27 protein-coding genes are annotated in these 24621 nt (G+C 65.7%); 11 read left to right on the forward strand and 16 right to left on the reverse strand.

Going from position 1 to position 24621, the window contains the following annotated elements:
• Positions 1 to 14: 14 nt before the first annotated feature.
• Entirely contained in the window at positions 15 to 443 is a 429-nt protein-coding gene (locus QQ977_RS07970; protein WP_285925135.1) for a universal stress protein, read from the forward strand.
• Positions 444 to 534: 91 nt separating this feature from the next.
• Here QQ977_RS07970 and QQ977_RS07975 read toward each other — a convergent pair whose 3' ends face one another.
• Together QQ977_RS07975 and QQ977_RS07980 are read right to left on the reverse strand one after the other, a co-directional pair.
• Complete coding sequence (locus QQ977_RS07975) at positions 535 to 903, reverse strand: hypothetical protein (protein ID WP_285925136.1); 369 nt, start codon at positions 901 to 903, stop codon at positions 535 to 537.
• Between the two features lie 214 nt (positions 904 to 1117).
• Positions 1118 to 2236: a tRNA (guanine(26)-N(2))-dimethyltransferase gene (locus QQ977_RS07980; RefSeq protein ID WP_285925138.1), complete on the reverse strand. Its 1119-nt coding sequence runs from the start codon at positions 2234 to 2236 to the stop codon at positions 1118 to 1120.
• A gap of 132 nt (positions 2237 to 2368) precedes the next feature.
• Between QQ977_RS07980 and QQ977_RS07985 the strand changes: the two genes are divergently transcribed.
• Together QQ977_RS07985 and QQ977_RS07990 are read left to right on the forward strand one after the other, a co-directional pair.
• Entirely contained in the window at positions 2369 to 2725 is a 357-nt protein-coding gene (locus QQ977_RS07985) for a hypothetical protein (RefSeq protein WP_285925139.1), read from the forward strand.
• Between the two features lie 61 nt (positions 2726 to 2786).
• On the forward strand, positions 2787 to 3224 hold the full coding sequence (locus QQ977_RS07990; protein WP_285925141.1) for a DUF7344 domain-containing protein: 438 nt from the start codon (positions 2787 to 2789) through the stop codon (positions 3222 to 3224).
• Between the two features lie 3 nt (positions 3225 to 3227).
• Here the strand turns inward: QQ977_RS07990 and hisH are convergent, their stop codons facing one another.
• Together hisH and QQ977_RS08000 are read right to left on the reverse strand one after the other, a co-directional pair.
• Entirely contained in the window at positions 3228 to 3890 is a 663-nt protein-coding gene (gene hisH, locus QQ977_RS07995) for an imidazole glycerol phosphate synthase subunit HisH (protein ID WP_285925143.1), read from the reverse strand.
• An 82-nt stretch (positions 3891 to 3972) separates the two neighbouring features.
• Positions 3973 to 4155, reverse strand: a complete 183-nt coding sequence (locus QQ977_RS08000; protein WP_285925144.1) for a DUF7470 family protein — start codon at positions 4153 to 4155, stop codon at positions 3973 to 3975.
• 121 nt (positions 4156 to 4276) lie between these two features.
• Here QQ977_RS08000 and eif1A point away from each other — a divergent pair, with 121 nt between their 5' ends.
• A complete protein-coding gene (eif1A, locus tag QQ977_RS08005; protein WP_285925146.1) occupies positions 4277 to 4564 on the forward strand; it encodes a translation initiation factor eIF-1A in 288 nt (95 codons plus the stop codon).
• Between the two features lie 84 nt (positions 4565 to 4648).
• On the opposite strand, the gene mdh is transcribed toward eif1A, so the two are convergent.
• Entirely contained in the window at positions 4649 to 5563 is a 915-nt protein-coding gene (gene mdh, locus QQ977_RS08010) for a malate dehydrogenase (protein WP_285925147.1), read from the reverse strand.
• Positions 5564 to 5730: 167 nt separating this feature from the next.
• Between mdh and QQ977_RS08015 the strand changes: the two genes are divergently transcribed.
• Complete coding sequence (locus QQ977_RS08015; RefSeq protein WP_285925148.1) at positions 5731 to 6177, forward strand: TIGR00725 family protein; 447 nt, start codon at positions 5731 to 5733, stop codon at positions 6175 to 6177.
• A 114-nt stretch (positions 6178 to 6291) separates the two neighbouring features.
• Here QQ977_RS08015 and QQ977_RS08020 read toward each other — a convergent pair whose 3' ends face one another.
• Positions 6292 to 6585 (reverse strand): hypothetical protein, encoded by a 294-nt coding sequence (locus tag QQ977_RS08020; RefSeq protein WP_285925149.1) that lies wholly within the window; start codon positions 6583 to 6585, stop codon positions 6292 to 6294.
• A 107-nt stretch (positions 6586 to 6692) separates the two neighbouring features.
• Between QQ977_RS08020 and QQ977_RS08025 the strand changes: the two genes are divergently transcribed.
• Positions 6693 to 7415 carry an Sjogren's syndrome/scleroderma autoantigen 1 family protein gene (locus QQ977_RS08025; RefSeq protein WP_285925150.1) on the forward strand — a complete coding sequence of 241 codons (723 nt, stop codon included), beginning with the start codon at positions 6693 to 6695 and terminating at the stop codon, positions 7413 to 7415.
• Here the strand turns inward: QQ977_RS08025 and QQ977_RS08030 are convergent.
• Together QQ977_RS08030 and QQ977_RS08035 are read right to left on the reverse strand one after the other, a co-directional pair.
• Positions 7403 to 9844, reverse strand: coding sequence for a DEAD/DEAH box helicase (locus QQ977_RS08030; RefSeq protein ID WP_285925151.1), 2442 nt, complete (start codon positions 9842 to 9844; stop codon positions 7403 to 7405). The two genes, QQ977_RS08025 and QQ977_RS08030, sit on opposite strands and share 13 nt — an antisense overlap.
• A 76-nt stretch (positions 9845 to 9920) precedes the next feature.
• Complete coding sequence (locus QQ977_RS08035) at positions 9921 to 11576, reverse strand: HTTM domain-containing protein (RefSeq protein WP_285925152.1); 1656 nt, start codon at positions 11574 to 11576, stop codon at positions 9921 to 9923.
• A 95-nt stretch (positions 11577 to 11671) separates the two neighbouring features.
• Between QQ977_RS08035 and QQ977_RS08040 the strand changes: the two genes are divergently transcribed.
• The 3 genes from QQ977_RS08040 to QQ977_RS08050 all read left to right on the forward strand — a co-directional run bounded on the left by QQ977_RS08040 (position 11672) and on the right by QQ977_RS08050 (position 14031).
• Positions 11672 to 12175, forward strand: a complete 504-nt coding sequence (locus tag QQ977_RS08040; RefSeq protein WP_285925153.1) for a TspO/MBR family protein — start codon at positions 11672 to 11674, stop codon at positions 12173 to 12175.
• A gap of 84 nt (positions 12176 to 12259) precedes the next feature.
• Positions 12260 to 13195 (forward strand): ABC transporter ATP-binding protein, encoded by a 936-nt coding sequence (locus tag QQ977_RS08045; RefSeq protein ID WP_285925154.1) that lies wholly within the window; start codon positions 12260 to 12262, stop codon positions 13193 to 13195.
• Positions 13192 to 14031: an ABC transporter permease gene (locus QQ977_RS08050; RefSeq protein WP_285925156.1), complete on the forward strand. Its 840-nt coding sequence runs from the start codon at positions 13192 to 13194 to the stop codon at positions 14029 to 14031. The genes QQ977_RS08045 and QQ977_RS08050 overlap by 4 nt, the downstream gene beginning before the upstream one ends.
• On the opposite strand, the gene QQ977_RS08055 is transcribed toward QQ977_RS08050, so the two are convergent.
• From QQ977_RS08055 to QQ977_RS08065, 3 genes are all read right to left on the reverse strand, one after another.
• Positions 14032 to 14622, reverse strand: coding sequence for a dolichol kinase (locus tag QQ977_RS08055; protein ID WP_285925157.1), 591 nt, complete (start codon positions 14620 to 14622; stop codon positions 14032 to 14034).
• A gap of 44 nt (positions 14623 to 14666) precedes the next feature.
• Entirely contained in the window at positions 14667 to 16424 is a 1758-nt protein-coding gene (glyS, locus tag QQ977_RS08060; protein ID WP_285925158.1) for a glycine--tRNA ligase, read from the reverse strand.
• A gap of 180 nt (positions 16425 to 16604) precedes the next feature.
• Positions 16605 to 17462 (reverse strand): CBS domain-containing protein, encoded by an 858-nt coding sequence (locus QQ977_RS08065; RefSeq protein WP_285925159.1) that lies wholly within the window; start codon positions 17460 to 17462, stop codon positions 16605 to 16607.
• A 126-nt stretch (positions 17463 to 17588) separates the two neighbouring features.
• Here QQ977_RS08065 and QQ977_RS08070 point away from each other — a divergent pair, with 126 nt between their 5' ends.
• Positions 17589 to 17762: a DUF7556 family protein gene (locus QQ977_RS08070; protein ID WP_285925161.1), complete on the forward strand. Its 174-nt coding sequence runs from the start codon at positions 17589 to 17591 to the stop codon at positions 17760 to 17762.
• A 64-nt stretch (positions 17763 to 17826) separates the two neighbouring features.
• Positions 17827 to 18300 (forward strand): hypothetical protein, encoded by a 474-nt coding sequence (locus tag QQ977_RS08075; RefSeq protein WP_285925162.1) that lies wholly within the window; start codon positions 17827 to 17829, stop codon positions 18298 to 18300.
• Positions 18301 to 18366: 66 nt separating this feature from the next.
• Here the strand turns inward: QQ977_RS08075 and QQ977_RS08080 are convergent, their stop codons facing one another.
• The 5 genes from QQ977_RS08080 to QQ977_RS08100 are packed head-to-tail and all read right to left on the reverse strand — an operon-like array spanning position 18367 to position 24463.
• Entirely contained in the window at positions 18367 to 19674 is a 1308-nt protein-coding gene (locus QQ977_RS08080; RefSeq protein ID WP_285925163.1) for an ABC transporter ATP-binding protein, read from the reverse strand.
• Positions 19667 to 20797: an ABC transporter ATP-binding protein gene (locus QQ977_RS08085; RefSeq protein ID WP_285925165.1), complete on the reverse strand. Its 1131-nt coding sequence runs from the start codon at positions 20795 to 20797 to the stop codon at positions 19667 to 19669. The genes QQ977_RS08080 and QQ977_RS08085 overlap by 8 nt, the downstream gene beginning before the upstream one ends.
• Before the next feature lies 1 nt (position 20798).
• Positions 20799 to 21797, reverse strand: a complete 999-nt coding sequence (locus QQ977_RS08090; RefSeq protein WP_285925166.1) for an ABC transporter permease — start codon at positions 21795 to 21797, stop codon at positions 20799 to 20801.
• Between the two features lies 1 nt (position 21798).
• Positions 21799 to 22797 carry an ABC transporter permease gene (locus QQ977_RS08095; protein ID WP_285925167.1) on the reverse strand — a complete coding sequence of 333 codons (999 nt, stop codon included), beginning with the start codon at positions 22795 to 22797 and terminating at the stop codon, positions 21799 to 21801.
• Positions 22798 to 22846: 49 nt separating this feature from the next.
• On the reverse strand, positions 22847 to 24463 hold the full coding sequence (locus tag QQ977_RS08100) for an ABC transporter substrate-binding protein (RefSeq protein ID WP_285925168.1): 1617 nt from the start codon (positions 24461 to 24463) through the stop codon (positions 22847 to 22849).
• Positions 24464 to 24621: the final 158 nt, after the last annotated feature.

Raw genomic sequence — 24621 nt, forward strand, 5'->3', positions numbered from 1 at the left:
GCGTACCGTGGCGTATGCTCTCGACGATCCTCGTTCCGATGGACGACTCCGAGCCGGCCGGCCGCGCCCTCGAGTACGCACTCGACAATCACCCAGACGCCGCGGTCACCGTCCTCCACGTCGTTGGCGTCCCGTCGATGATGATGGGCGACGCGGTGAGTCTCACGCTCGAGGACGACATCAGCGAGGCCGCAGCCGACCGCGCCGAGCCAATCTTCGACCGCGCCCACGAGATCGCAGACGAGCGAGACCGAGAGATCGAGACGATCGTCGGGTTCGGCCACCCGGCCCGGAACGTCATCGACCGCGCCGACGACTACGACACGGTCGTTCTCGGGAGTCACGGCGAGGACTGGAGCCGTGCGACGCGTCAGTTTCTCGTCGGGAACGTCGCCGAGACGGTCTCCAAGCGGGCGCCGGTGCCGGTGACGATCGTACGCTGATACGGATTGCTGTACCTATGTCCCGGGGCAACCGCAAGACGGGACGCGGTTTCCCCGGTACGGACGTACAGCAGTCAGTATGAAACGTCGGCTACGACTCCGACTCGTCTCCGACCGACTCCTCGATGATCTCTTCGACCTCGTCCTCTCGAGGCCGTCGGTCGACCCGTTCCTCGACGGCTTCGACCTGCGCCTGCACTCCTTCGACTTGCTTCTCTACCGTCTCGCCGACCGTTTTCTCGACTGTCTCTTCGACGGTCTCCTCGACGGCCTGGGTCATCCAGTCGGGATCGAACCGGGCCATCTTCCAGACGACGTGGACGACGTAAGCTGAGAAAACGCCCAGGCCGAACGCGATCCCGATACCGAACTCGAGGGTCGCGATCAACACGATCGCGAGGACGATCAACGCTCCGTACGCGAGGTCGACGGCCGCGTCGACGCGAACTGGGTTCAGCATGGCTGATCGGTATAGAGGTCGGTACACGGTTTCACGCGCTGTGAACCGGATCCCGCTCGAAGACGACTGTTCCGTTGGACCGCCTGCCAATCCGTGGCCATGACGTCTGCTATACGTTAGACGGTTGAAACCCTTTGGCAAGCAGTCGATAGATGGCACGATACGCCTCGGCGTCAGCGCGTGTCGACGTCTTTCGTCGGCTGTGTCCGATCGATCACTCACCCGTCCCGTCTCTCGTCGCCGCACGAATCTCGGCGACGTCGGCGTCGGTCTTGAACGTCGTCCCGCCGTAGTGTGCCCGCGACGCCTCGTGGCCAGCCGCCTCGAGATCGGAAAGGAACTCGTCCATCGCGTTCGCGGAGACGCCCCACTCCTTGCAGAGGCGATGCTGGTCGTAGTGGGTCGGAACGGCGAGTTCGGCCGCGAGCGTCTCGAGCAACGCACGACCCGTCTCGGCGGTCCCGAACGCGTCGGGAACCCGCTCGCGGACGTCGGCGACGAACTCGGGTTCGCAGGTGCGTCCGAGCCAGACCGGACCTGCCGTGAGCATCCGTTCTCCCCCGCAGTTGGGACAGGTCTCGAGCGGGTTCGCGATCAATCCAGGATCGGCCTCCCGGTAGAGACAGTCCTCGCAGTGATAGAGGTGGCCGAGTTCTTCGAGGGTGGCGTCGGCGCTCGTCGCCTTCTGCTCGAGCTCGAGGTAGGTCCGGACGTAGTGACTCGAGGCGTGTGTCAGCAACGGCGTGACGCCGACGTCGTGGCGAGCAGCGGTGCGAGCCAGCGCAGATACCAGGATTCGAACGCCCATCTCGGCGTGGTAGTCGGTGTTTCGCGGGACCGCTGAGTACGACCGGACGCCGCTTGCGAAGTGTGCGCCACAAAGCGGCGCGGTATCGGTCGCGGTGACACAGAGCAGGTCCCGACAGTTCGCGACGGCGGCGTCGGCAAACGGCATCGGCGTTCCGTAGGGATCGAGATCGATCACGTCGTAGTAGTCCTCGTGCATGACGACGTTCGCGTCGCCGTGGACGACGCCGGCGTCGCAGTCGTTTCGCCGGCAGTTCTCGCGGGCGAGCGACACCGCCTCGCGGTCGCGATCACAGCAGGTCACCTCCCAGCCGTCGGCCCCAGCGCGGATCCCCCGGACGCCGCTTGCCGTCATCGCGTCGAGATAGGAGTCGGCGCGAGGCTCGCGCTCGCGGTAGGCTCGCAGGGTCGCGATCGTCAGATCCCGGTTTAACTCCTGTCGTGGATTGTAGAACACCGACTCCTCGACGCCGTCGGTCGACTCCCCCGGAACCTCGAACTCGAGGCCGCCCTCCGTCACGCGCATACGACTCACTCGAGTGGCGACGGCGTTAAACGACGTGGTCCGCCGCCGGTGGAAACGTCGCGACTACGACTTCGATCTCGCTCGCGACGAGACAACCAAACCGATTTTACAGTCCGGTGCAGAGTCGGTGACGTGTCCGAGGCGAATCCGGTCGAGCAGTGGGAAGCCCGACTCGAGGAAGCCGGAGAGCTGACACCGGCACTCGTCGGTCGGATCACGGATTTACACGGCGACCGCGGCGCGAAAGCCATCGAGGCCGTCGCCGAGGGCCGGGTGAAAGTCTACCGCGATTTCACCGTCGTCGTCGGCTACGAGGACGAGTACGTCGTCGAGGGCCGGGGCTGTACCTGCAAGGACAGCGAGTACAACCTCGACCCCGACGATCCGACCGACCTCTGCTGGCACGCGCTCGCGGTCGCTATCGGCCGTCGGATCGGCCACGTCGACTACCACGACATGTGGTACTCGGACGTCCGGGAGTTCCTGTGATGGCCGACCCGTCGTGTACTGACGCCGAAAATTGTAATACCCTCTCGTGCGATCCGTTACCATGGGAGTTGCCTGTTCGCTATACTGTACACTCACTGTGAGCAATCTGAGTGCAATCGTCGCCGCGTTACAGCCCGAGACCATCTCCAGGATGGGGCTTACCCCAGCCGTCACGTTCTCGTTGCTTTCCGATCGACGGCGACGCCGTCTCCTGTCGTTGCTGTCGGACCGGCGTGCCGTTCGAATCGACGAGGCGGTCGCGTGGATCGCCGCCTGCGAGGCGGAGACGACGCTCGAGGAAGTACCCACGGAGACGAAACGACGCGTTCGGGTATCACTCGTCCACGTCCATCTGCCGAAACTGGCCGACGCGGGCGTCGTCGACTACGACCCGCGCCACGGAGACGTCGTTCTGACAGACCGGGGCGAGACACTCGTCCGAACGCTGTCGGCGTTGCAACTCGAGACGTCACCGCCACGGAGCGACGCTCCTGACTGACGATTATCGTTGTGCACAGAGGTTCACGAAGTTTCGCAGAATCTGCAGCCCCGTCTCGCCGCTTTTCTCCGGGTGAAACTGGGTGCCGAAGACGGTTCCGTCCTCGCTGGCGACGACCGAGGGAAACGCGCGACCGTAGTCGGTCGTCGCGACGGTCGCGTCGCCGTCGTCCGGGCGGGCGTAGTAGGAGTGGACGAAGTAGGCGTACTCCCCCTCGACTCCCGCGACCAATGGGTGCTCGCGCTCGACCGACAGCTCGTTCCAGCCCATGTGGGGGACTTTCTGGCCCTCGTCGAAGCGGACGTTGGTCCCTGGGACCAGGTCGAGCCCTTCGACGGCGGCCTCGCCGTCGGTTTCGCCCTCCTCGCTTGCGGTGAGCAGCATCTGCATCCCGAGACAGATGCCAAACAGCGGCTGGTCGCGTTCGGCGACCGCGAGCAGATCCTCGCGGATCGGAGCGGCGTTCTCGACGCCCTCGCGAAACGCCCCGACGCCGGGGAGGACGACCCCGTCGGCGTCTGCGAACGCGTCGGGATCGTCGGTGATCGCCACCGCGGCACCGGCGCGCTCGAGTCCGCGCGTGACGCTGCGGAGGTTCCCGAGGCCGTAGTCGACGACGACCACCGACGCGATCGGCTCGTCGGTGGCGGGGGTGGTCGTGTTCATGTCTGTCTCTGTCCGTCGGCGGTGGGTGGGCAAGTGTATTGCCCTTTGGCACGAACGCGTCTCGGTGGTCGACCGGTCACGATCAGGCCATCATCCCGAACGAACGGAGCATCCCGCTTATCAGCGCCTTGACGACGATGCCGAGGCCAGCCAGCACGAGGGCGATACCGGCGGCGATCTGTAAGCTCGCGTGTGCGACGAGGGCGATGCCGGCGAGCATGACCACGATGCCGGCGATGCCGACCGGTCCGAGATTGTCGAGCATGGACCGGTGTGGACGGTCGACGGGCATAAACGCCGTGATTCACAGAGGCGACCGGAATCGATTGCGGCGGGCGGGCCGAAATCGATAAAGGATTAAACGCCTCGAAACCCAATTTCGGCCTATGAGTGACGACGGCGACGGTCGAACGAACCTCCGGATGCCAGAGGAAGACGAGGTATTCGCGACCGTCACGGACATGCTCGGGGCGAATCGCGTCAAAGTACGGTGTGCCGACGGCAAAGAACGCACGGCACGCATCCCCGGCAAGATGCAAAAACGCATCTGGATCCGCGAAGACGACGTCGTGCTGGTCGAACCGTGGGACTGGCAGGACGAGAAAGCCGACATCACCTGGCGGTACGAGAAAAGCGACGCCGATCAGCTGCGCCGGGAAGGACACATCCAGTAACTGCTCGCTTCGCTCGCAGTTTTGACACCTGCCGATGAGCCGTCCGAGACGCGCTGTCGCGCGTCTCCCTGCGGGGTGTGACCCCTAGGCGATCTCGTCGTACTGCTCGGCGAGCTTCTCGGCGGCTTCGCCGAGCTGGTTGCGTTCGAACTCGGGCAGCTCCCACTCGACGACTTCCTCGACGCCGTCGGAGCCGAGCTTGCAGGGGACGCCGAAGGCGGTATCCTCGTGGCCGTACTCACCCTCGAGTTTGACACTCGCCGGCACCACTTCGCCCGTGTCGCGGAGGATGGCCTCGACCATGTGGCCGACGCCCGTGGCGGGGCCCCACTCCGTCGCGCCCTTGCGCTCGATGACGTTCATCGCCGAGGTCTGGAGCTCGGAGAGCAGCTCCGCTTTTTCCTCGTCGGAGAACTCGAGGTCCTTGCCGTTGACCCGGACTTTCGAGAAGACGGGGACCTGAGCGTCGCCGTGTTCGCCGAGGATCGTCGCCTCGACGTTCTGGACGGGGGCGTCGTAGCGTTCCGAGATGACGTAGCGGAACCGAGCGGAGTCGAGTCGGCCGCCGAAGCCGATCACCTGCTCGCGTGCCAGATCGCCCGATTCGTAGAGGTGACGGTTGAGCAGGTCGACGGGGTTCGAGGTGGTGATCGTGATGAAGTCGTCGTTGTGCTCGGCGAGCGAGGAGCCGATGTCTTCCATGATCGGGGCGTTGTCGCCCGCGAGGTCGATGCGAGTCTGGCCGGGCTGGCGCGGAATGCCGGCCGTGACGACGACGACGTCCGAGCCGGCGGTGTCCTCGTAGCCCCCCTGTCGGATCGTCGTGTTCGAGTCGTAGGCGACCCCGTGGTTCACGTCGGCTGCCTGCCCGACAGTGTCGTCTTCTTTGTCCGGAATGTCGACGAAGACGAGTTCGTCCGCCACCTCTCGCAGTGCGATGTTGTAGCCAGCAGCGGCACCGACCGTTCCGGCCGCGCCGACCACGCTAACTTTCGTCATACCACGTAAACCTGCACCGGGAATCGCGTTAAATCCGTCGAATCTCCCACGTTGGCACGGTTTGACGAGTCGGAGTTCGTCGGTTGTCGAACCCTCTCGCGCCGCCGACGCATCGACACGACCCCGGCTTCGTCACGCTCATGCGCGTTCGTCACACGCACTCGAGCATGCGCATAAGCGTCATCGGCGGCAGGACGATCGAGGACGAGCAGGCGACGATCGCGGAGTCCGTCGGACGCGAACTTGGTCGACGCGGCCACACCGTCATCTGTGGTGGCCTCGGCGGGACGATGGAGGCCGTCTGTCGGGGCGCGAACGCCGAGGGCGGCGAGACGATCGGTATCCTCCCCGTCGAGGACCGCGACCGCGCGAACGAGTTCGTCGACACGCCGATCGCGACCGGGATGGGCCACGCCCGGAACGCGCTGGTTCCGCTGAACGGCGACGGCGTGATCGCCCTGGCTGGGGGCTCCGGGACGCTCTCGGAGATCGCCCTCGCGGGCGTCTACGATCGTCCGGTCGCCGGCATCGGAACGCACGACGCTCCCGGGGTCGAAGCTGTCGAGACGCCCGACGAGGCGGTTGACTATCTCGAGGAGGCCGTTCGGCGGTGATACTGTCGGTCATGGACCTGTGAACTGGCGTGTGCCAGAACCGGCGTTACAGCGTGTGTCGGCCCGTCCGCTCTCACGGGTGGATCACGTACGTCTGACCGACAGTATGAGTCGTCACAACCGTTCCATCGTCGACTCCGAACGGCGGCCGAGAACGATCCACACGAGGGCAGCGAGCAGCCACACGCCGGTGCCGAGGAGTCCGACCTGCAGGCTCGTGACGGGCACGAGCAACCACACGACGAGCAGATAGCCAACGCTTGCCGGCACCGCCGGCGCGAACTCGAGCCAGAGTCGCCACTCCCGTTCCAGCCGGGAGCGAACGCCGGCCAGCCACCGTTCGAGTCGGGACCGAAGATCCGATCGCCCGGCACCGACGCCGTCGCTCGAGTCGACCCGCTCTGTCATTCGTCTCTCGAGCATCCACGGGAGCTACCTAAGGGTTACGTTCCGTGACGTGCCGGCGAGCGAGACGGGTCGCAGCTTTTTCGATCGGCCAGCACCTCGAGACGAGTATGAGCGACTTCGACAAGGAGGCAGAACGCGAGAAGCTTCGAGAGAAGTACGAACGCGACAGGCAAGACCGGGAGGCGACGAAACGGATGAGCGACCTCCTGCTCAAGGGCGCGACGATGACGAACGCCCACTGTGACGTCTGTGGCGATCCGCTCTTTCAACAGAACGGGACCACCTTCTGTCCGAGCTGTCACGGAGGGCCGGAGGGCGTCGAGGCGACGGCTGCCGACGAGGGCGGTACCGACGCGGCGACGACGGACGCAACGGCCACGGCGGAGCCGACACCGGTAGACGAGTCGTCCACGGACGAAGCCCCGGCGGGTGCGGACGCGGAGACGACGGCGACCGACGACGCGACCGCCGACCGCGAAAGCGCCGACGATACCGACTCGAGCGACCGCGACCAGCCCGCAGCTCGATCCCGGTCCGAGACGCCGGCGACCGACCGAGCGACCCGTCCCGCCCGGACGCCAGCCTCCCGGGCGGACGACGGGCGAGAGGCGGCGAGACGGCCGTCCCGCGAGGATCGACCCGCGAGGACGCGACCGCCGTCGAGAGTCGACGGTAGTGATCTCGAGACCGCCCGATCGTCGTTGGTCACGGCCCTAGAGCACTTTGCCGGCGAGGCTGCGGCGACCGAGAATCCGCGGTACGCACGGGAGTGTCTCGAGGCCGCCCGCGAGGCCGCCGACGCGCTCGCGGCGCTCGATCAGCAGGTGTAGTCGCTGCCGACGACCTCGCGGATCCGTTCGGCGGTCACCTCGCCGACACCCTCGGCGTTCTGGAGTTCCTCCTCGCTCGCGATCATCACCGCCTCGACGCTGCCGAACTCGGTGAGTAGCGACCGTGCGGTGACGGGGCCGATCTCGGCGATCGAGGCGACGACGTACTCCTGTTGTTCGCCGAGCGTCTTGGTCCCTTTCTCGCCGTGGACGGAGACGTCCCGTCCCGAAACGTCCTGCTCGCGGCCGGCGATCACGGCGAGCAGTTCGGTCGTGTCGGCCTCGCTTTCGGTCCGGAGGACGCTCGCACCGAAGTCGACCGCGAGACTCGAGAGCGCCCCCCGGACGGCGTTCGGGTGGACGTCGCGCTGTTCGTAGATGTCCTCGCCTTCGACGACGACGATCGGCCGCGAGTAGTGTCTGGCCATGTCGCCGACCTGCTCGAACAGCGAGCGATCGCCGCCCACCAGCGAGTCGACGAAGTCGGCGACGGACTTGCGCTCGACGACGACCCGGTCCGAGAGCACGTAGTCGCCGACCGCGAGCGTCTCGAGGCGGACCTCGTACTCGTCGCGTCTCGAGAGTTCGCGAGCGATGTCGGCGTCCATCTCGCGCTGGTCGGCGACGACTTCGATCGTCTCGCCCTCGGCGCTTGCGACCGGCGGCTCGTCCTCGAGGGATGCGGGCTCGTCGTCTCCCTCGGTCGACTCCTCGTCGGCGACGTCGGCGAACGCCTGCAAGCCGGGCTGGCCCGCAACCCCCTCTGTTCCACTGGAGACCTCGCTGCCGTCTCCGGGTTTTCCATCGTCGTCGTTCACTTTCGCTCCGCTCTCGAACGCCGCGAGTGAGCGCTGGCTCTCGTCGAGTTCGTTCTCGAGGTCGTCGGCCATCCCCTTCAGCTCGCGCAGCTCCGACTCCATCTCCTTTTCGCGTCGCCGGGAGATCCAGAAGTAGGCCTCGTCGCGGGTGTCCTCGGCCATCAACACGACGACCCGGCCCTCCGACTGGCGACCGGTTCGGCCCTTGCGCTGGATCGATCGGATCGCGGTCGGGACGGGTTCATAAAAGAGCACGAGGTCGACCTCGGGGACGTCGAGTCCCTCCTCGGCGACCGACGTCGAGACGAGCACCTCGAACTCGCCCGCTCGGAACTGCTCGAGCACCTCCTGTTGCTCGTTCTGGGTCATGCCGTCCGATCCGTCGCGGTCGCCTTGGCCGACGAACCGCCGGACGTCGACGCTCTCGGCGAGGAAATCGGAAAGCGCTTCGGCGGTATCCCGTGACTCGGTGAAGACGATCACGCGCTCACCGTCCTCGAGGCCGAGCGTCTCGGCGAGCAGCATGCGAGTCTTGCGGTACTTGGGGTGAAGCTGGTCGAACGACTCCGCTTTCCGCATCGCCTCGCGGACGCGAGGATCCGAGACCATCCGCTGGCTGGCCTTCGACGCGCCGGAAGTGCGGGCCTGGTTGCGCTGGCGCTCGAAGTACCGCCGCAGGGCCTCGACGCTTTGGGTCTCGACCAGGGTGACCGCCTGACGCAGTTTCATCACCTCCGCGTGGATCGACATCCCCTCGTAACCTTTCGACTGGTCGTTGCCGATCAGTCGCTGTAACTCGCCGCGCATCGCGTTGAGCTCCTTCTGGGACTGGTCGGGCTGGGTCGAGTCCGCGATGCCGAGTTCCTTGAGTTTCTCGAGGCGATCTCTGATCACCTCGTTCAGCGCGTCCCGGATCTCTATGACCTCCTCGGGCAACTCGATGCGTTCCCACTCGAGGTCGGTCTCGTGGGTGTACTCCGCGACGTCTGCGTCCTCTTCGGTCATCACCTCGACCTCGCCGATGCCGAGGTTCTCACAGACTTCGAGGATGGCCTCCTCGTCGCCGCCCGGCGAGGCGGACATGCCGGTGACAAGCGGGTTCTCGGCCTCGTCGTGGTAGCGTTCGGCGATGTAGTTGTAGGCGTAGTCGCCGGTCGCGCGGTGACACTCGTCGAAGGTGCAGTGGGTCACGTCCGCAAGCGAGATCCGCGAGCCGACGAGGTCGTTCTCGATCACCTGCGGGGTAGCCATCACGATCGTCGCTGCCTCCCACGTCTCGGCGCGATCCTCGGGGCTGACGTCGCCCGTGAAGACGACGATCTCCTCGTCGGGAATCGCCAGTGCCTCCCGGTAGAACTCGGCGTGCTGGGAGACAAGCGGTTTGGTGGGGGCGAGCATCAGCGATTTCCCGCCGACTTCCTCGAGTCGCCGCGCCGTCACGAGCAGGCTCACCGTCGTCTTGCCGAGCCCGGTGGGCAGACAGACGAGCGTGTGGTCGGTCGCGGCCGTTCCCGCGAGCTGGAGCTGGTAGAGTCGTCGCTCGAGGATGCCGGACTCGAGCAGCGGATGGTCGATCGTCGGCGTCTCGTTCTCGGAATCCGGCACAGCCATTGCCAGCGATTCGACGTCGGCTCGGTTAAGCCTTGATGTACCACGGTGAAAGTGAAACGAACCCGGCGGACGTGCGCTACGTCGGTGGCCTGATCACCGTCCGCTGGTTGTCGCCACAGCCGTGTCGGTAAATCAATGCATACTCGCGGTCACGGTTCGCCGGGTCGTCGATCGTCTCGGCGGTTACCGCCTCTTCGACGACGTACATGTTGACGGCGACGAGTTCCTCGCCGTGGTCGTCCGGCCAGCGCTCACAGCGGTGCTCGGCGAGCCGTGCCGGGACGGCGTCGTCGATGCTTCCCCGGCGGACGCTGTTCATGTAGAACCGCTCCCGGTACGTGCCGTGTTGGTTCTGTAACTGATCGTACGGGCGCTCGTAGGTCAGTGCTCGCTCGTTGTAGGCGTCGATCAGCTCGCCGGAGGCGGTCTCCGCCGGGAAGACGTAGTAGCGATCCGTCGTCCGCGGATGAGGGCCGGCGAAGACGCCCCACCCGATCGGCTGGTCGATCCCCAGACTCGAGGCGGCCGTCTCGACCTGTCTCACGCCGGTCGTCTCCGCGAGCGTCGCATCGATCTCGCCGTCGACTCGCTCCCCGATCGGGCGGTCGTCACCATCGCCGCTTTCGAGTGCGACCGGGGCGACGTTGACCGCGATCGCGACGGCCACGAACAGGACGGTGACGACGACGGCGGCGAGTGCGAGGTCGTACGTTCGCGCCCGCAGCTGTCGCACCCCTTCGTCGCCCAGTCGCGGATTCGGGAACCGCGTTGCAAGCGCCTCGAGTCGGCCGGCCAGGTGCTCGAGTCGCGTGCGGTCGACGCCGGCCCGGTCGGCGACAGTGGCCAGGTCGTCCCAGAACTGCGCCTGCAGGAACAAGAGTACGCCCGCCAGCGCGACGTACGGGAACGCCCCGATGCGAACCGTCAGCGCGAACGCCAGATGGCCACCGACGAACAGCCCGGCCAGCAGCATCCGCGCCCGGCCGCGCAGGAGGATCAGGAGCCACGCGAACACGAGCATGTAAAACCACAACAGCCCACCGGCCTCGAGCAACGTCGGGAACGCCCGGAGGGAATCGCCGAGGAAGAACGTCATCTCGTCGAGGCCGAACACGAGCGGTGCCGCGTCTCCGCCGGTCCAGAGTTCGGACTGTGCTTTGATCAGTCCGTTCGTGACGTACATGTAGACCATCTGGCCGAGGATCAACGCCGAGGCGGCGTTCGCGACGGACGGTCTCGGCGGACGATCCCTGTGAACGGCGTCGACGGACCAGCGTTCACCGAGCGGGAGGAAGAGTGCCCAGAACAGCAGCAACCGAAACAGCGTGTCGGCGTAGCTCAACACGAACGGGTTGTGGTGATCGAGCGAGACGACGAACAGGAACGTGAGGGCGGTCGCGAGCCTGGTCCGGTAGCCGACGATCAACTGGACGGCGAGCAGCCCCTGGAGGACGAAAAGCGCCGCGATGAGCGTCGGATCGGTCGTGAGATGATACACCGAGACGGCGTACTCCGGCGTGGCCTCTCTCGCGAGCGATCGCGGAACGACGCCGTCGTCGGTGTAGAAGAACTCGAAGTTACGCGACCGGAGCAACAGGTCGGCGACGACGAGCACGCCGACGACGACGCGGAAGACGGCGAGCGTCCGCGTGTCGACCTGCACGCATCGCCGCAGGTACTGCCACAGCCGATTGTCCGACTCGAGGAGGGCAGGACGGACAGTGGGGCCCATCTACTGTCGTGATTTCGAGCGAACAGTATAGGTATTGTTACTCCCGGGTCGCCAGCAACGTTTTCCTCGCTCGAGGTGGTGCGATCGGTACCGAGATGTCCGACGACGCTCGCGTGCTGTCTCGACTGCCCGGCAGTACTGCACTCCTTCGAGCCGTCGCGTTCGTCGTGGCGATAAACGTCGTCGGCAGCGTCCCCGGCGTCCTCTTTTCGCCCGACAGCGCCTGGTTTCGTGCCCTCGAGAAGCCCCAATTCTACCCGCCAGAGATCGCGTTCCCGGTCGTCTGGACGCTGCTTTTTACCCTCATGGGAGTTGCGCTGTGGCTCGTCTGGGAGCGCGATCGGACGGGCCGTGGACTCGCGATCGGACTGTTCGCCGTCCAGATGGCGTTCAACGTCGCCTGGACGCCGGTCTTTTTCGGGCTCGAGGAGCTGTTTTTCGGCCTCGTCGTCATCGTCTCCCTCTGGGTGGTGCTCGTCGCGACGATCGTCGCGTTTTCCCGCGTGGATCGACGGGCGGCGGCGTTGCTCGTCCCCTACCTCGCCTGGGTGACGTTCGCGGCCGTGCTCAACGCCGAACTCTGGCGGCTGAACGCGTGAACCGCGACTCGTCCCGTCCGTCCCGACCCGTGAACCGTCCGGAACGATCAAAAGACTAATATCTCAGACCGATAGTTCGCTCCTATGGCCGCGATCGAACTTCGCGGCGTGACCAAACGTTACGAGAAAGCCGGCCTCCTCGGCGGCCGGTCGGTCACCGCCCTCCACGACCTCGATCTCACAGTACGAACCGGCGAGATATTCGGGTTTTTAGGCCCGAACGGCGCGGGAAAGTCGACGACGATCGACATCCTGCTCGATTACACCGCCCCGACCGAGGGTTCGGTCCACGTCCTCGGACGCGACGTCGCCACCGACGGCACCGCCGTTCGCGACCGCGTTGGCATCCTCCCGGACGGCTACGGGCCGATCGGCGAGCGTACGGGTCGAGAACACGTCGCGTTCGCCATCGAGGCGAAAGACGCCGACGACGACCCCGACGACCTCATCGAACGCGTCGGGATGGCCGGCTCCGATGCGTACCCCGTCGAACAGTACTCGAAGGGGATGGCCCAGCGGCTCATGCTCGCGATGGCGCTGGTCGGCGAACCCGATCTGTTGATCTTAGACGAACCCTCGACCGGACTCGACCCAAACGGTGCCCGGACTATGCGCCGGATCGTCCGCGAGGAAAACGCCCGCGGCGCAACCGTCTTCTTCTCGAGTCACATTCTCGAACAGGTCGAGGCGGTCTGTGACCGGGTCGCCATCGTCGACGGCGGCGAACTCGTCGCCGTCGATACGATCGACGCCCTGCGCGAATCGAACGGCGCGACCTCGACTGTGACCGTCGAACTGTCGGCGATTCCCGACGGCACGCTCGAGCGCGTTCGCGCCATCGACGGCGTCACCGACGTCGCCACCGACGGGACGGCGGTCGTCGTCACCTGCGAGAACGCCGCGAAGGCGGCGGCTGTCGCCGCGTTCTACGACGCCGGGGCCGACGTCACGAACGTCACCACCAGCGAGACGTCGCTCGAGGAGCTGTTCGAGAGCTACACGCGGGGTGTCGCCCAGTGAGCTCGCTCGAGACGCTCGCGTTGTTCGTCCGGGAGGACGTCCGCGACACCGTCCGCGAGCGACAGTTTCACCTCCTCGTCGGCATCTTCGCGCTGCTGGCCGCATTGATGACGTACGCGGCGGATCGATCGGCGTCCGCGACCGGCGGCGAGGCCGAACTGATCCCGTCGCTGGTGCCGATCGTTGCGATGCTGACGCCGCTTCTTGCGCTTGGCTTTTTCGCGTCGACGCTCGTCGAGAAGCGGACGACCGGTGCGCTCAAGGTCGTCCTCGGATTACCGATCTCCCGGGGGACGGCGGTTCTCGGGACGTTCGTCGGTCGGACGATCGTGATCTGTACGGCGGTGGTCGCGTCGTTTCTCCTGGCGCTTGCGCTCGCGACCGTTTTGAACGTGACCGTCGACCCGGTACGGTTCGTCGCCGTGACGGCGGTTCTCGCACTGCTCGGGACGACGTTTACCGCCCTCGCCGTCGCCATCTCGGCGATCGTCCGCACGACGACGCGGGCGACGGCGACCGCGTTCGGCGTCTTCGTCCTGTTTTTCTTCGGGCTCTGGGCACAGCTCCCGACCGCTCTGTTGTACGTCCGCCACGGCTTTTCGTTTCCCGAGACGACGCCCGGATGGGTCGACGTCGTCGCAGCACTCAACCCGGTCGCCGCGTACACGAACCTGCTCGCCGGACTGTACCCCGATCTCAACAGCGGCGCGTTCGTCACGCCGCCGTCGGAGCCGGCCGTCTACGAACGGCCCGCGTTCGCACTCGCCGTCCTCGTCGGTTGGATTGTCCTCGCGATCGGCGTCGGCTACCGTCGGTTTCGGGCCACCGACATCTGATCACGCGGGGACGACCTCGAGTACGAGCCAGGCGAGGACCGCGGCGTAGATGGGAATCGTCAGGTTGTCGTCGACGACGAACTCGCGGATCGTCACGGTCACGCCGTCTGCGACCGTCGCGCCTGCGGCTGCGGCGACCGCGGCTGCGGGCGTCTCGTGGAGAAACGGAAGCGCGAGCACTAACATGACGCCGAAGGTCGCCGCGAGTACCCACGGGCGCTTGACCCGGCGCAACGTATCGTCCGAAAGTGCCCCGCTTATGGGGTCGCCGATCGCGAGCATGAGCATCGCGGGCAGGGCGATCTCGGGTTCGAAGACCAGTACGACGATCGTCATGCTGACCACGTAGTAGCCGTAGCCGGCGAACTGCTCGCGTTCGTACTCGCGGGTGAGCTTCTCGTAGAACCACCACTCCAGCCCGACCCGCAGCCGGAGGAACTCGAGACCGATCGCGCCCACCGCCAGCGCGACCATCAGGATCCGAAAGCGACCCCAGCTGAGCGACAGCTCGAGCGACTGCGCGAGGAGGTAGAGAGCGACCAGCCCGGCACCGCTTGCGTGGACCAGTCGTCGCTTGAGTTCGTCGGCCATCCAGTCGTCGGTCAGCGGGAGGACTAATCAGTTCGTCGGAATCGCTACCCTTCGAGGTCTTCTAGCTCCGCGAACTCGAGCGATCCCGCACGGAGCGCGGCGAGGGTGTCGGGGAGTTCCGCGATCGGGAGGCGTTTCTGGGCGGTCGAATCGCGCTCGCGGACCGTCACCGCGTCGTCCTCGAGACTCTCGTAGTCGACGGTGACACAGAACGGCGTCCCCACCTCGTCCTGGCGGCGGTACCGGCGACCGATCGCCCCGGAGTCGTCGTAGGTGATCGCAAGTCCCGCCGCACGGAGGTCGGAAGCGATCGCCTCCGCCCGGGCCTCGAGGTCGTCGTCGCGTTGCAGCGGGAAGACGCCGACGAACGTGGGCGCGACCTCGGGATCGAGCGCGAGATACGTTCGTTTTTCGCCGTCGACTTCGTCCTCGCGGTAGGCGTGGTGGAGAACGGTGTAGACGAGTCGGTCGACGCCGAAGGAGGGTTCGACGACGTGGGGGGTGACGTGCTCGCCGGCGATCGTCTCCTCGTCGACCGAGAAGCCGGTCTTCTCGACGGGAATCTCGGAGGGCTCGCCCTCGAGGTCGACCGTGACCGTCTCGCCGTCGAACGCCGTCCGGTCGCGCTCGGCGAGTGCCTCGAGTTCCGCGACGACTGCCTGGGCGTCGCTGCCGAACTCCGGTCCCAGATAGCTCATGTCGGGGTCGACCGTCGCGCGCTCGACGGTTTTCGGGTCGTCGTACTGGTTGAAGATCGTAAAGCGGTCCTCGGAGTGCTCGCCGTGTTTCGAGAGGTCGTAGTCGCCGCGGTGAGCGAAGCCGGCGATCTCGATCCAGTTCCCGTCGATCTCGCTTTCGGCGTCCCAGCAGTCGGCGGCGTAGTGAGCGCGCTCGCCAGAGAGGTGTTGGCGGTAGCGGAACCGCTCCGTGTCGACGCCGACCGAGGCGTACCACTCCTGGGAGATGCCGAGGAAGTAGCCGATCCAGGGATCCGCGATCGTGCCGTCGGCGACGGCTTCACCGATCGTCGTCTCGACGGCGTTGCCGTCCTCGGCGTGTTGTTCGCTCGCGGGATACAGCGTCACCGTGACGTCCTCGACCTCTGTGAGATCGGGCTCGTCCTCGGGATCGATGAAGAGTTCGAGTTCGGCCTGGGTGAACTCCCGCGTGCGGATGATCGAGCGACGGGGGCTGATCTCGTTGCGGTAGGCCCGGCCGATCTGGGTAACGCCGAAGGGAAGCTGGTTGCGGGCGTACTCCTTCAGCCGGGGGAACTCGACGAAGATGCCCTGTGCGGTTTCTGGACGCATGTAGCCGGGCTGGGAGTCGCCGGGGCCGATGTTCGTCGCGAACATCAGATTGAAACGCTCGACGGCCTGGCCCGCAAGCCCCGCACCGCAGGCGGGACAGACGAGTTCGTACTCGGCGACGATCTCTTCGACCTCCGGGATGGGGAGGCTCTCTGCGTCCTCGTAGTCGGTGTTGTCCTCGACGATGTGATCGGCCCGGTGGCTCGTGCCACACTCGGGACACTCGACCAGCATATCGTCGAACCCCTCGAGGTGGCCCGACGCTTCGAAGACGGGTTCGGGCATGATCGTCGGCGCGTCGATCTCCATGTGGCCCTCGCCGACGGCGTAGCGCTCGCGCCAGGCGTCCTCGATGTTCTGTTTCAACGATGCGCCCTGCGGACCGAAGGTGTAGAAGCCGCCGACGCCGCCGTAGACCCCGGCGGACTGAAAGAAGTAGCCGCGTCGTTTGGCGAGCTCGACTAGCTTTTCGCTCGTGGATTCCTCACTCATGGTTCGTCGATGTCGGTGTTCGTCGCTCGATCCGACCGCGCCGACTCGGCAGGGTCAGGACGTGTCGACGCGAGTCGATCGTCGCTCGGTCGTTCATACGTGTACCCTGAAACGCGGTGCAAAAGTCACTTTCGTAGCCGTAGCGCTGTAGCTGAGGTCGTCGGAGTCGCCCGCTGTCGGTCACTCCCGGTCGGCGAGCGCCGCGACGACGTCGACGTCGCGGACGATCCCGACGAGCTGGTCGCCGCTGACCATCGGAATCTGCTCGACGTCGTGTCTGATCATCAGCTGGGCGACCTCCTGGACGGGTTTCCGTCCCGAGACCGTGACGACGTCCTCGGTCATGAACTCCGAGACGGGATCGGTCGGGAGTTCGATGTCCCGCGTCGGCAGGTACCGACTGCCGACGCCTTTGATCCCTTCCCAGGCCCACTCCGAGTCCTGATCGGCGAAGGAGTTGCCCGTCTCCTCTTCGCCTTCGACGATCCGGGCGACGTCGATGATGTCGACCTCCGTGAGGACCCCGCTCATCGATCCCTCGTCGTCGAGCGCGACGGTGTAGGGGACGTTCGCGTAGGACAGCTCTCGCTCGGCGACGGGCAACGGCGCGCCTTCGTAGGTCGTGTTCACGTTCTCGCTCGCGTACTCGCCGATCTCGACGTCCGTCTCGGCGTCGCCGGTTGCGATCGCGTGGACCACGTCCGTCACCGTGACGATCCCTTCGAACTCGCCGTCGACGACGGGAACGCGGCGGCCGCCCTCCGTGAGCATCAGAGTCGCGACGGCCTCGATTGCCTCTCCGGCCGTCGTCGTCGGGACGTCTTCCATCAGCATGACCAGCTGGTCCTCGTCGGGCTGTTCGATCAGAGCGTCGCGGGTAACGAGTCCGCGATACTCCGGTCCGTTGTCGGTCGGTTTGACGACCGGCACGGACGAGAACGATCGCTCCTGGAGGTACTCGAGGACGTCTTCTCTGGTGCCGGGCAACTCGACTGTCACGACCCTCGAGCGCGGCGTCATCGCGTCGGCTACGTTCATGTCCATCTCGTACGGCCAAACCGAGTATAAAGCCAGTGTTTCGACCTACCGGTCGACCCGCAGCGACGGCGACCGAGGCCGAGTCACTTCGACGGGTTTATACGCGTGAGAATGTCATACTCACTCATGGTGGTGGATCCCAACGGACACGCCGAGCCGGCGAGCGAGACCATCGTCGGAGCGATCGACGCGAGCGACCACGGCGAGGGCGAGGAGTACATCATCGCAGACATTTCGGCAGACGGCGCGTGGCTTTCGATCGGTGCCGAGGACGCGCCGACGCTTCCCGCCTGGCGCTGACGTGACGACGATCCGCAGCGATCCGATCGCTTTTTCGTGCTGTCACACCCCGACCGTAGAGACGATGGACCGACGAGACACGACCGTCGGCAATGCGAGTGCGACCGGAACGCTCACCCGTGGACTCGCCAGGTTCGTCCCGTCGTCGCTCGCACGGCGGGCGGTCTCCGTCGACGTGACGACCGATCGCGCAGTCTACGATCGCGGCGATCCCGTCGCGGTCACCGTCACGTTCGAGAACCGCCTCCCGGTCCCCGTCGACGTGCCGACGCCGGCGGCACGACGCTGGGGCTGGACGGTAAACGGCAACCTCGAGGCCAGCGACGAACGCCGGTACACCCGCTCGCAGCCGTCGACGTTCGCGTTCCGGGCCGGCGAACGAAAGCAGGTCTCGTTCGTCTGGCACGGTCGTCTCGAGCGGACCGACGACCACGAGTCGGTCCTGCCCGACCCGGGCGAGTACGAGATCCGGGCGTTCGTCGCGACCCACGAAGGAACACATCGACCCAGCGACGCGGCGACGATCCAGATCCGATAGGGCCGAGGCGAAAACGCCGGGGTCGGTTCGAGCGCGAGGGCCCGGGAGCGACAGTCGGATCGAAGATCAGCGATACAGGTGACAGCCAACGAAGTGCGTCCCGTGTCCGTACTCCGGTTCGACCTCGTACGTCGGACGCTCCCGGGCACAGATGCTCCGTTCGGCGAAGGACTCGAGCAGGAGCTCGGTCGCCGCCGTCCATCCCTTGCGGTCGCCGTCGCCGTCTGTCCTGCCAGCTTCGCGGTCGGTCGCGACGAGGTCGATGGCCGCCTCGACGACCTCGCCGGCCTCGCCGTGTGGCAACTCGCCGTCGAAAAAGCGCGTCCGGACCTCGGCCGCGGTCGTGGGCTCGAACGTCCGTCGCTTGACGGCCCGCATGAACGCCCGCGTCCGTTCCCACTCCCGGTCGGTCAGCTCGTACTCGGCGGGCGCGATCAGACGCGGACACCGGGTCCGGAACCGACAGCCGGAGGGCGGATCGACCGGGCTCGGCACCTCGCCCTCGAGGACGCCGCGTTCGCCCCGGTCGCGGGGATCGGGCGTCGGAATGGACTCGAGCAACGCCTCGGTGTAGGGGTGGGCCGGGTTCTCGAAGAGTTCCTCGCGTTCGGCGAGTTCGACGACGTGGCCGAGGTACATCACTGCGACGCGGTCGGAGATGTACCGGATCACCGAGAGGTCGTGGGCGATGAAGAGGTACGTGAGCCCGAACTCCGCCTGGAGCTCCTCCATCGTGTTCAGCACCTGTGCCTGGATGGAGACGTCGAGTGCGGAGACGGGTTCGTCACAGACGACGAAGTCGGGATCGACCGACAGCGCCCGTGCGAGGTTGATCCGCTGGCGCTGGCCACCCGAGAAGGCGTGGGGATAGCGGTTGTAGTGGTGGGGATCGAGGCCGACCTTCTCGAGTAACGCCTTCGCTCGGGCCTCCCTGCCCTCCGCGTCCAACATGTCGTGGGCACGCATCGGTTCCTCGACGATCTGGCCGACTTTCATCCGCGGATCGAGCGAGGACTGGGGATCCTGGAAGATCAGCTGAATCTCCGAGCGTTTCCGTCGCAGCTCCTCGCCGCTCAACTGGGTCAGGTCCTCGCCGTTGAACCGGATCGTCCCGTCGGTGGGTTCGAGCAGGCGAAGGATCGTCCGCCCGAGCGTGCTCTTGCCACAGCCCGACTCGCCGACCAGGCCGAGCGTCTCGCCCTCCCGGATCTCGAAGGAGACGCCGTCGACGGCTTTCACCCGGTCCCGGCCGACGCTGATCGGCGGAAACTGGCCCGGGTCGAACTCGATACCTGCGAACAGCCCCGAGTCGGCGACGAAGTGTTTGGTGAGGCCGTCGACCTCGAGCAGCGGCTCCTCGCCTGCGTCACTCACGGCTCTCACCCCCGTCGGCCGAGGCGGAATCGTCCGCCGCGGCGAGGCGTGCGTCCGGATCGATCGATGCGCTCTCGTCGTAGCCGACGTCGAAGGCGTCGTGTTTGACGCAGGCGGCCCGGTGGGCCCGCCCATCGGCGTCGGCGACCTCGCGCGTGTCCGGGTGAACGCGCTTGCAGACGTCCCTGGCGTCGGGACAGCGCGGGTGGAACCGACAGCCCGACGGCGGATTGATCGCCTCGGGCATCACGCCCTCGATCGGCTCGAGCTCCTCGACGGTCCGGTCGGGCCGTGGCATCGAGGAAAGCAGGGCTTCGGTGTAGGGGTGTCTGGTGTCGTAGAACAGTTCGTCGACGGGTGCCTGTTCGACGATCTCGCCGAGGTACATCACGTTCACTCGATCACAGATCTCGGCGACGACGCCCATGTCGTGAGTGACCCAGATGAAGCTCGTGTCGTACTTCGACTGGAGGTCGTCGACGAGGTCTACGATCTGTCCCTCGACGGTGACGTCCAGCGCCGTCGTCGGCTCGTCGGCGATGATCAGGTTTGGCTCGCAGGCGAGTGCCATCGCGATGAGCACGCGCTGGCGCATCCCGCCGGAGAACTGGTGTGGGTACTCCTCGTAGCGTTGTTCGGGATCCGGAATGCCGACCTCCCGGAGCATCTCGAGTGCCTCCTCGCGAGCCGCCTCGGCGGAGAGATCGCGGTTGAGCTCGATGAACTCCCGGAGCTGGCCGCCGACGGTGAAGACGGGGTTGAGCGACTCCATCGGATCCTGGAAGATGACGGCGATCTCGTTGCCCCGGATCCGATCGCGCATTTCCCGTTCGGTAAGCATCGCCTCGCGCTCGCGGAGTTCGCCGTCTGGCCCCTCCTCGAGGCCGAAGATCGTCTCGCCCCGGTAGGTTATTTCGCCGCCGACGATCTCGCCGGGGCTGTCGACGAGTCGGAGCAGACTCATCGAGGCGACGCTCTTGCCGGCCCCCGACTCGCCGACGAGGCCGACGATCTCGCCCTCCTCGACGGTGAACGAGATGCCGTCGACGGCACGGACGGTGCCGGCTTCCGTGAAAAACTGTGTCTTGAGGTTCTCGACGCGAAGGAGTGGGTCGGAGCTCATGTTAGTCCTCGAGTCGTGGGTCGAGTGCGTCTTGCAGGCCGTCACCGAAGAGGTTGAAGCCCATGATCGTCACCAGGATGGCGAGGCCGGGCCAGATCGAGAGCCAGACGTTCGAGTGCATGTAGCCGTGTGCGGTGTTTAACATCTCGCCCCAGTCCGGCGTCGGCGGCTGTGCGCCGTAGCCGAGAAAGGAGAGGCCGGCGACGATGAGTATCGTCACGCCGATCTGTAAGGTCGCGTAGACGAGCACGGGCGCGAAGCTGTTCGGGATCACGTGTCTGCGGATGATGTTTCGATCCCTGACGCCGGCGGCACGGGCCGCCTCGATGTAGTCCATCTCGCGGACGGAGAGGACCTCGCTTCTGATGATCCGGGCGAACACCGGCACGAACGTGATCCCGACGCCCAACACGGCGTAGGTGATGTCGGGAGTCCCGCCGGTGACGAAGACGGTGAAGACGATGATGAGGATCAGCGGCGGGATGGCGTAGATCGTCTCGACGGCTCGCATCAACACGTCGTCGATCTTGCCGCCGTAAAAGCCCGAGACGGCCCCGATGATCGTTCCACCGACGAAGCCGATCAGCGTCGAGACGATGCCGACGCTGACCGACACCTGTGCGCCGTAGACGATCCGGGTGAAGTAGTCCCGCCCGTTCGGGTCGGTGCCCAGCGGGTGGCTCATCGAGCCCTCGGGGTGAAACGCCGGCGGGACGTTCCCTTCGCCTTCACCCGGCGGCGGGAGCCGCTCTGGATGATCGAAGATGGGAAGCGCCTCGGCGACGGTGAAATCGGCCATCGCCCCGAAGGTGAGCCGCGAGAGGTTGCTGTCGACGATCGTGTACGCCGAGATCGCGAGCACGACGGCCACGACGTACAGCCCCCACCGTGCGGTGGTGTCCTGCATGACCTTCGCCATCGTGTACCGCCACCCGAACTTCGCCTCGACGTCTTCGGTCGGTCCGGTCTCCTCGCCCAGTTGTGATTCGCCGATCGCCATCTCACTCACCCTCCCCGTACGTGACCCGGGGATCGATGTAGGCGTAGGAGATGTCCGTGATGATGACGCCGACGACGAACATCGTCCCGATCACGATCGTGACGCCCATGATCAGCTGGTAGTCGTTGCTCTGGATCGCCTCGAGGAACAGTCGCCCGATACCGTTGATGTTGAACACGTACTCGATGAGGACGGCTCCGCCCAGTGCCGTCGAGAGGTTGAGCCCGACGATGGTGATGATCGGCAGCTGGGAGACCTGGAACGCGTGTTTCCGGAGGATCGTCCGCTCGGGGACGCCGTAGGCCCGTGCGAGTTTGACGTACTCGCCCTGGAGGGACTCGATCATCTGGGTGCGCTCGACGCGCATCAGCGTCGCCATCTGGAGGGTTCCGAGTGCGATCATCGGCAACAGGAGGTGTCTGATCGTCTGATAACCCAACTCGAGGTAGCCGCTGTAGCCGTAGTGGGCCGGATCGCGCCAGGGGTAGACGAGCCCGCTCGAGGGAAGCCACCCGAGCTGGATGGCGAAGATCAGGATCAGCATGATGCCGATCCAGAAGGAGGGCGTGCTCACGCCGATCAGGGCGACGATCCGAGAGATGTGGTCGGTAGGTTCGTTTCGTCGCGTCGCGGCGACGATGCCAAGCGGGATCGCCGTGACGAGCGCGAAGGCATACGCCGACAGGACCAGAAGCAGCGTCGGCCCGGCACGCTGGGCTAACAGCTCCGCGACGGGCCGGTCCCGGTGGATGCTGTGGCCGAGGTCGCCCTGGAGCAGGTTCGCCATGTACGTGACGTATCGTTCGTGCATCGGCCGGTCGAGGCCGTACTGGCGTTCGACTCGCTGGATCACTTCCTGGTCGACCTGCTGGCCCTGGAGCATGAGCCGTACCGGATCGCCGGGCGCGAGGTTCGCGAGGACGAACGTGATGACGGTGATCCCGATGAGGACGGGAATCGCCTGTACGACGCGGTAGATCGTGTATCGGAGCAGTCCCATTCGTTGGTGTGGTGTCGGTAGTCCCGCTCGAGGGGGCCGACCGAGCGGGTCAGTCGTCGATCCAGACGTTGCCGTACTCGGAGACGATGCGTGGATTCTGCTGGACCATCGGATGGGCGTGGAGGTCCTTGACGTACTCACGAGACGCCATCGTGTTGTGGAACGAGTACGCCGGCAGCGACGGCACCTCCTCTAAAATCTCGATCATCACGCCCTCGTAGCGGTCGTATCGCTCGTCCTGGTCGGCGAGTTCGCGAGCCTCGGCGATATCGTCGTGGAAGTCCGCGCTCCCCTCGTAGAAGTGGGCCTGGTTGATTCCTTCCTGGCTCTCGTGATAGAGGTTGTAGATGTACGCGTCGGGGTCCGGGCCGCCGGTCCAGCCGAGGAGATACGCCTGAAAGTCGTCGGGGCTCGGGTCCTCGTTGTAGACGGTCTCGTCGAGCAAGGTCCCGAAATCGAGCGTCACGGCTTCGGCCCCGTCGTAGCCGAGTTCACCGAGTCGGGTGGCGATGCGCTCTGCCAGGTCGCCCCGGTGGTCGCCGGGGGCCAGGATCGACGGGCTCCAGTCGTCGGGCACCGCACCGTCGAGCAGTTCCTCGGCCCGCTCGGGATCGTATTCAGGATAGTACTCCTCGTGCCAGTCCTCGAGCGGGAACCCCCACATCTCGTTCGTGATCGGCGGGATCGGAGCCGACAACGGCTGTGCGACGTTTGCGAGCTGAGTCTCGACGAAGTCGGTCATCGAGAACGAGTGACAGATCCCCCGGCGCACGTCGGGATCGCCCGTCGGCGCGTCGTCCCGGCAGTTGAAGGTGAGATGCATGTAGGAGGGACTCTCGCTGATGTGGACCCGGACGCCGTCTTCGGCCTCGAGTTCGGCCCAGTCGTCGTTTGGCACGTCGGCGATGGCGTCGGTGTCGCCGGCCCGGATCTCGCCGATTCGACTCGCCGGGTCGACGTTGTCGACGAACGTGATCTCCTCGAGGTAGGGCTCGGGTTCGTCCCAGTAGTCGTCGTTGCGCTCGAGGGTGACGTACTCGTTGAACTCGAAGTCGCTCCAGACGAACGGGCCGGAGCCGACGGGGTTCGTGTTGAACTCCTCGCGTTGGTCTTCGGTCTCGCGTTCGCTTTCCGGAACGACGTAGATCGCCTGGGTCTGCAGCTCCCAGGGGCCGTAGGGGTGCTCGAGGTCGACCTGAACCTGGTAGTCGTCGATGACCTCCGCGGACTCGATCATGTCGTACTGGGCCTCGTTGACGCTGTCTTCCTCCTGGAAGGCCATGAACGAGTGCGCGACGTCGTCGGCGGTGAGCTCCTCGCCGTTGTGGAACTCGATGCCCTCGTGGATCTCGTAGAGGTATCGCGTGTCGTCGCGTTCGACATCTGGCATGTCGACGGCGACTTTCGGCTCGAGGTCGAGGCCGTCGTCCCACGCGTAGAGGCTGTCGAAGACGAGTTTGAACGCCTGCGTGCTGTAGGCGTCGTTCGAGTGGATCGGATCGAAGTCCTCGTCACGTTCGAGTTCCTGGGTGAACTCCATCGTGCTCTGGCGTGCGGCCTCCTCATCGTCGGGTTCGTCTCGCTCGTAGTCGTAGTCGTCCGGATCGATGAGGTCCGCCCCGTCACCGTCCGGGTCGTCGTCACCGATACACCCCGCGACCACCATTGCCGACGCTGCCCCACCGGCCGCGAGGATGCGACGCCGGGTGGATGTATAACTAAACTCGGACATTATACGCGACCATCCTATCTGAACGCTCTATGTTACTCACTGCCTACGTATAACAATTGTCGTTCGACGATTGACAACACGACTCATTACCG

It is taken from the genome of Natrialbaceae archaeon AArc-T1-2, assembly GCF_030273315.1.
GTDB lineage: Archaea > Halobacteriota > Halobacteria > Halobacteriales > Natrialbaceae > Tc-Br11-E2g1.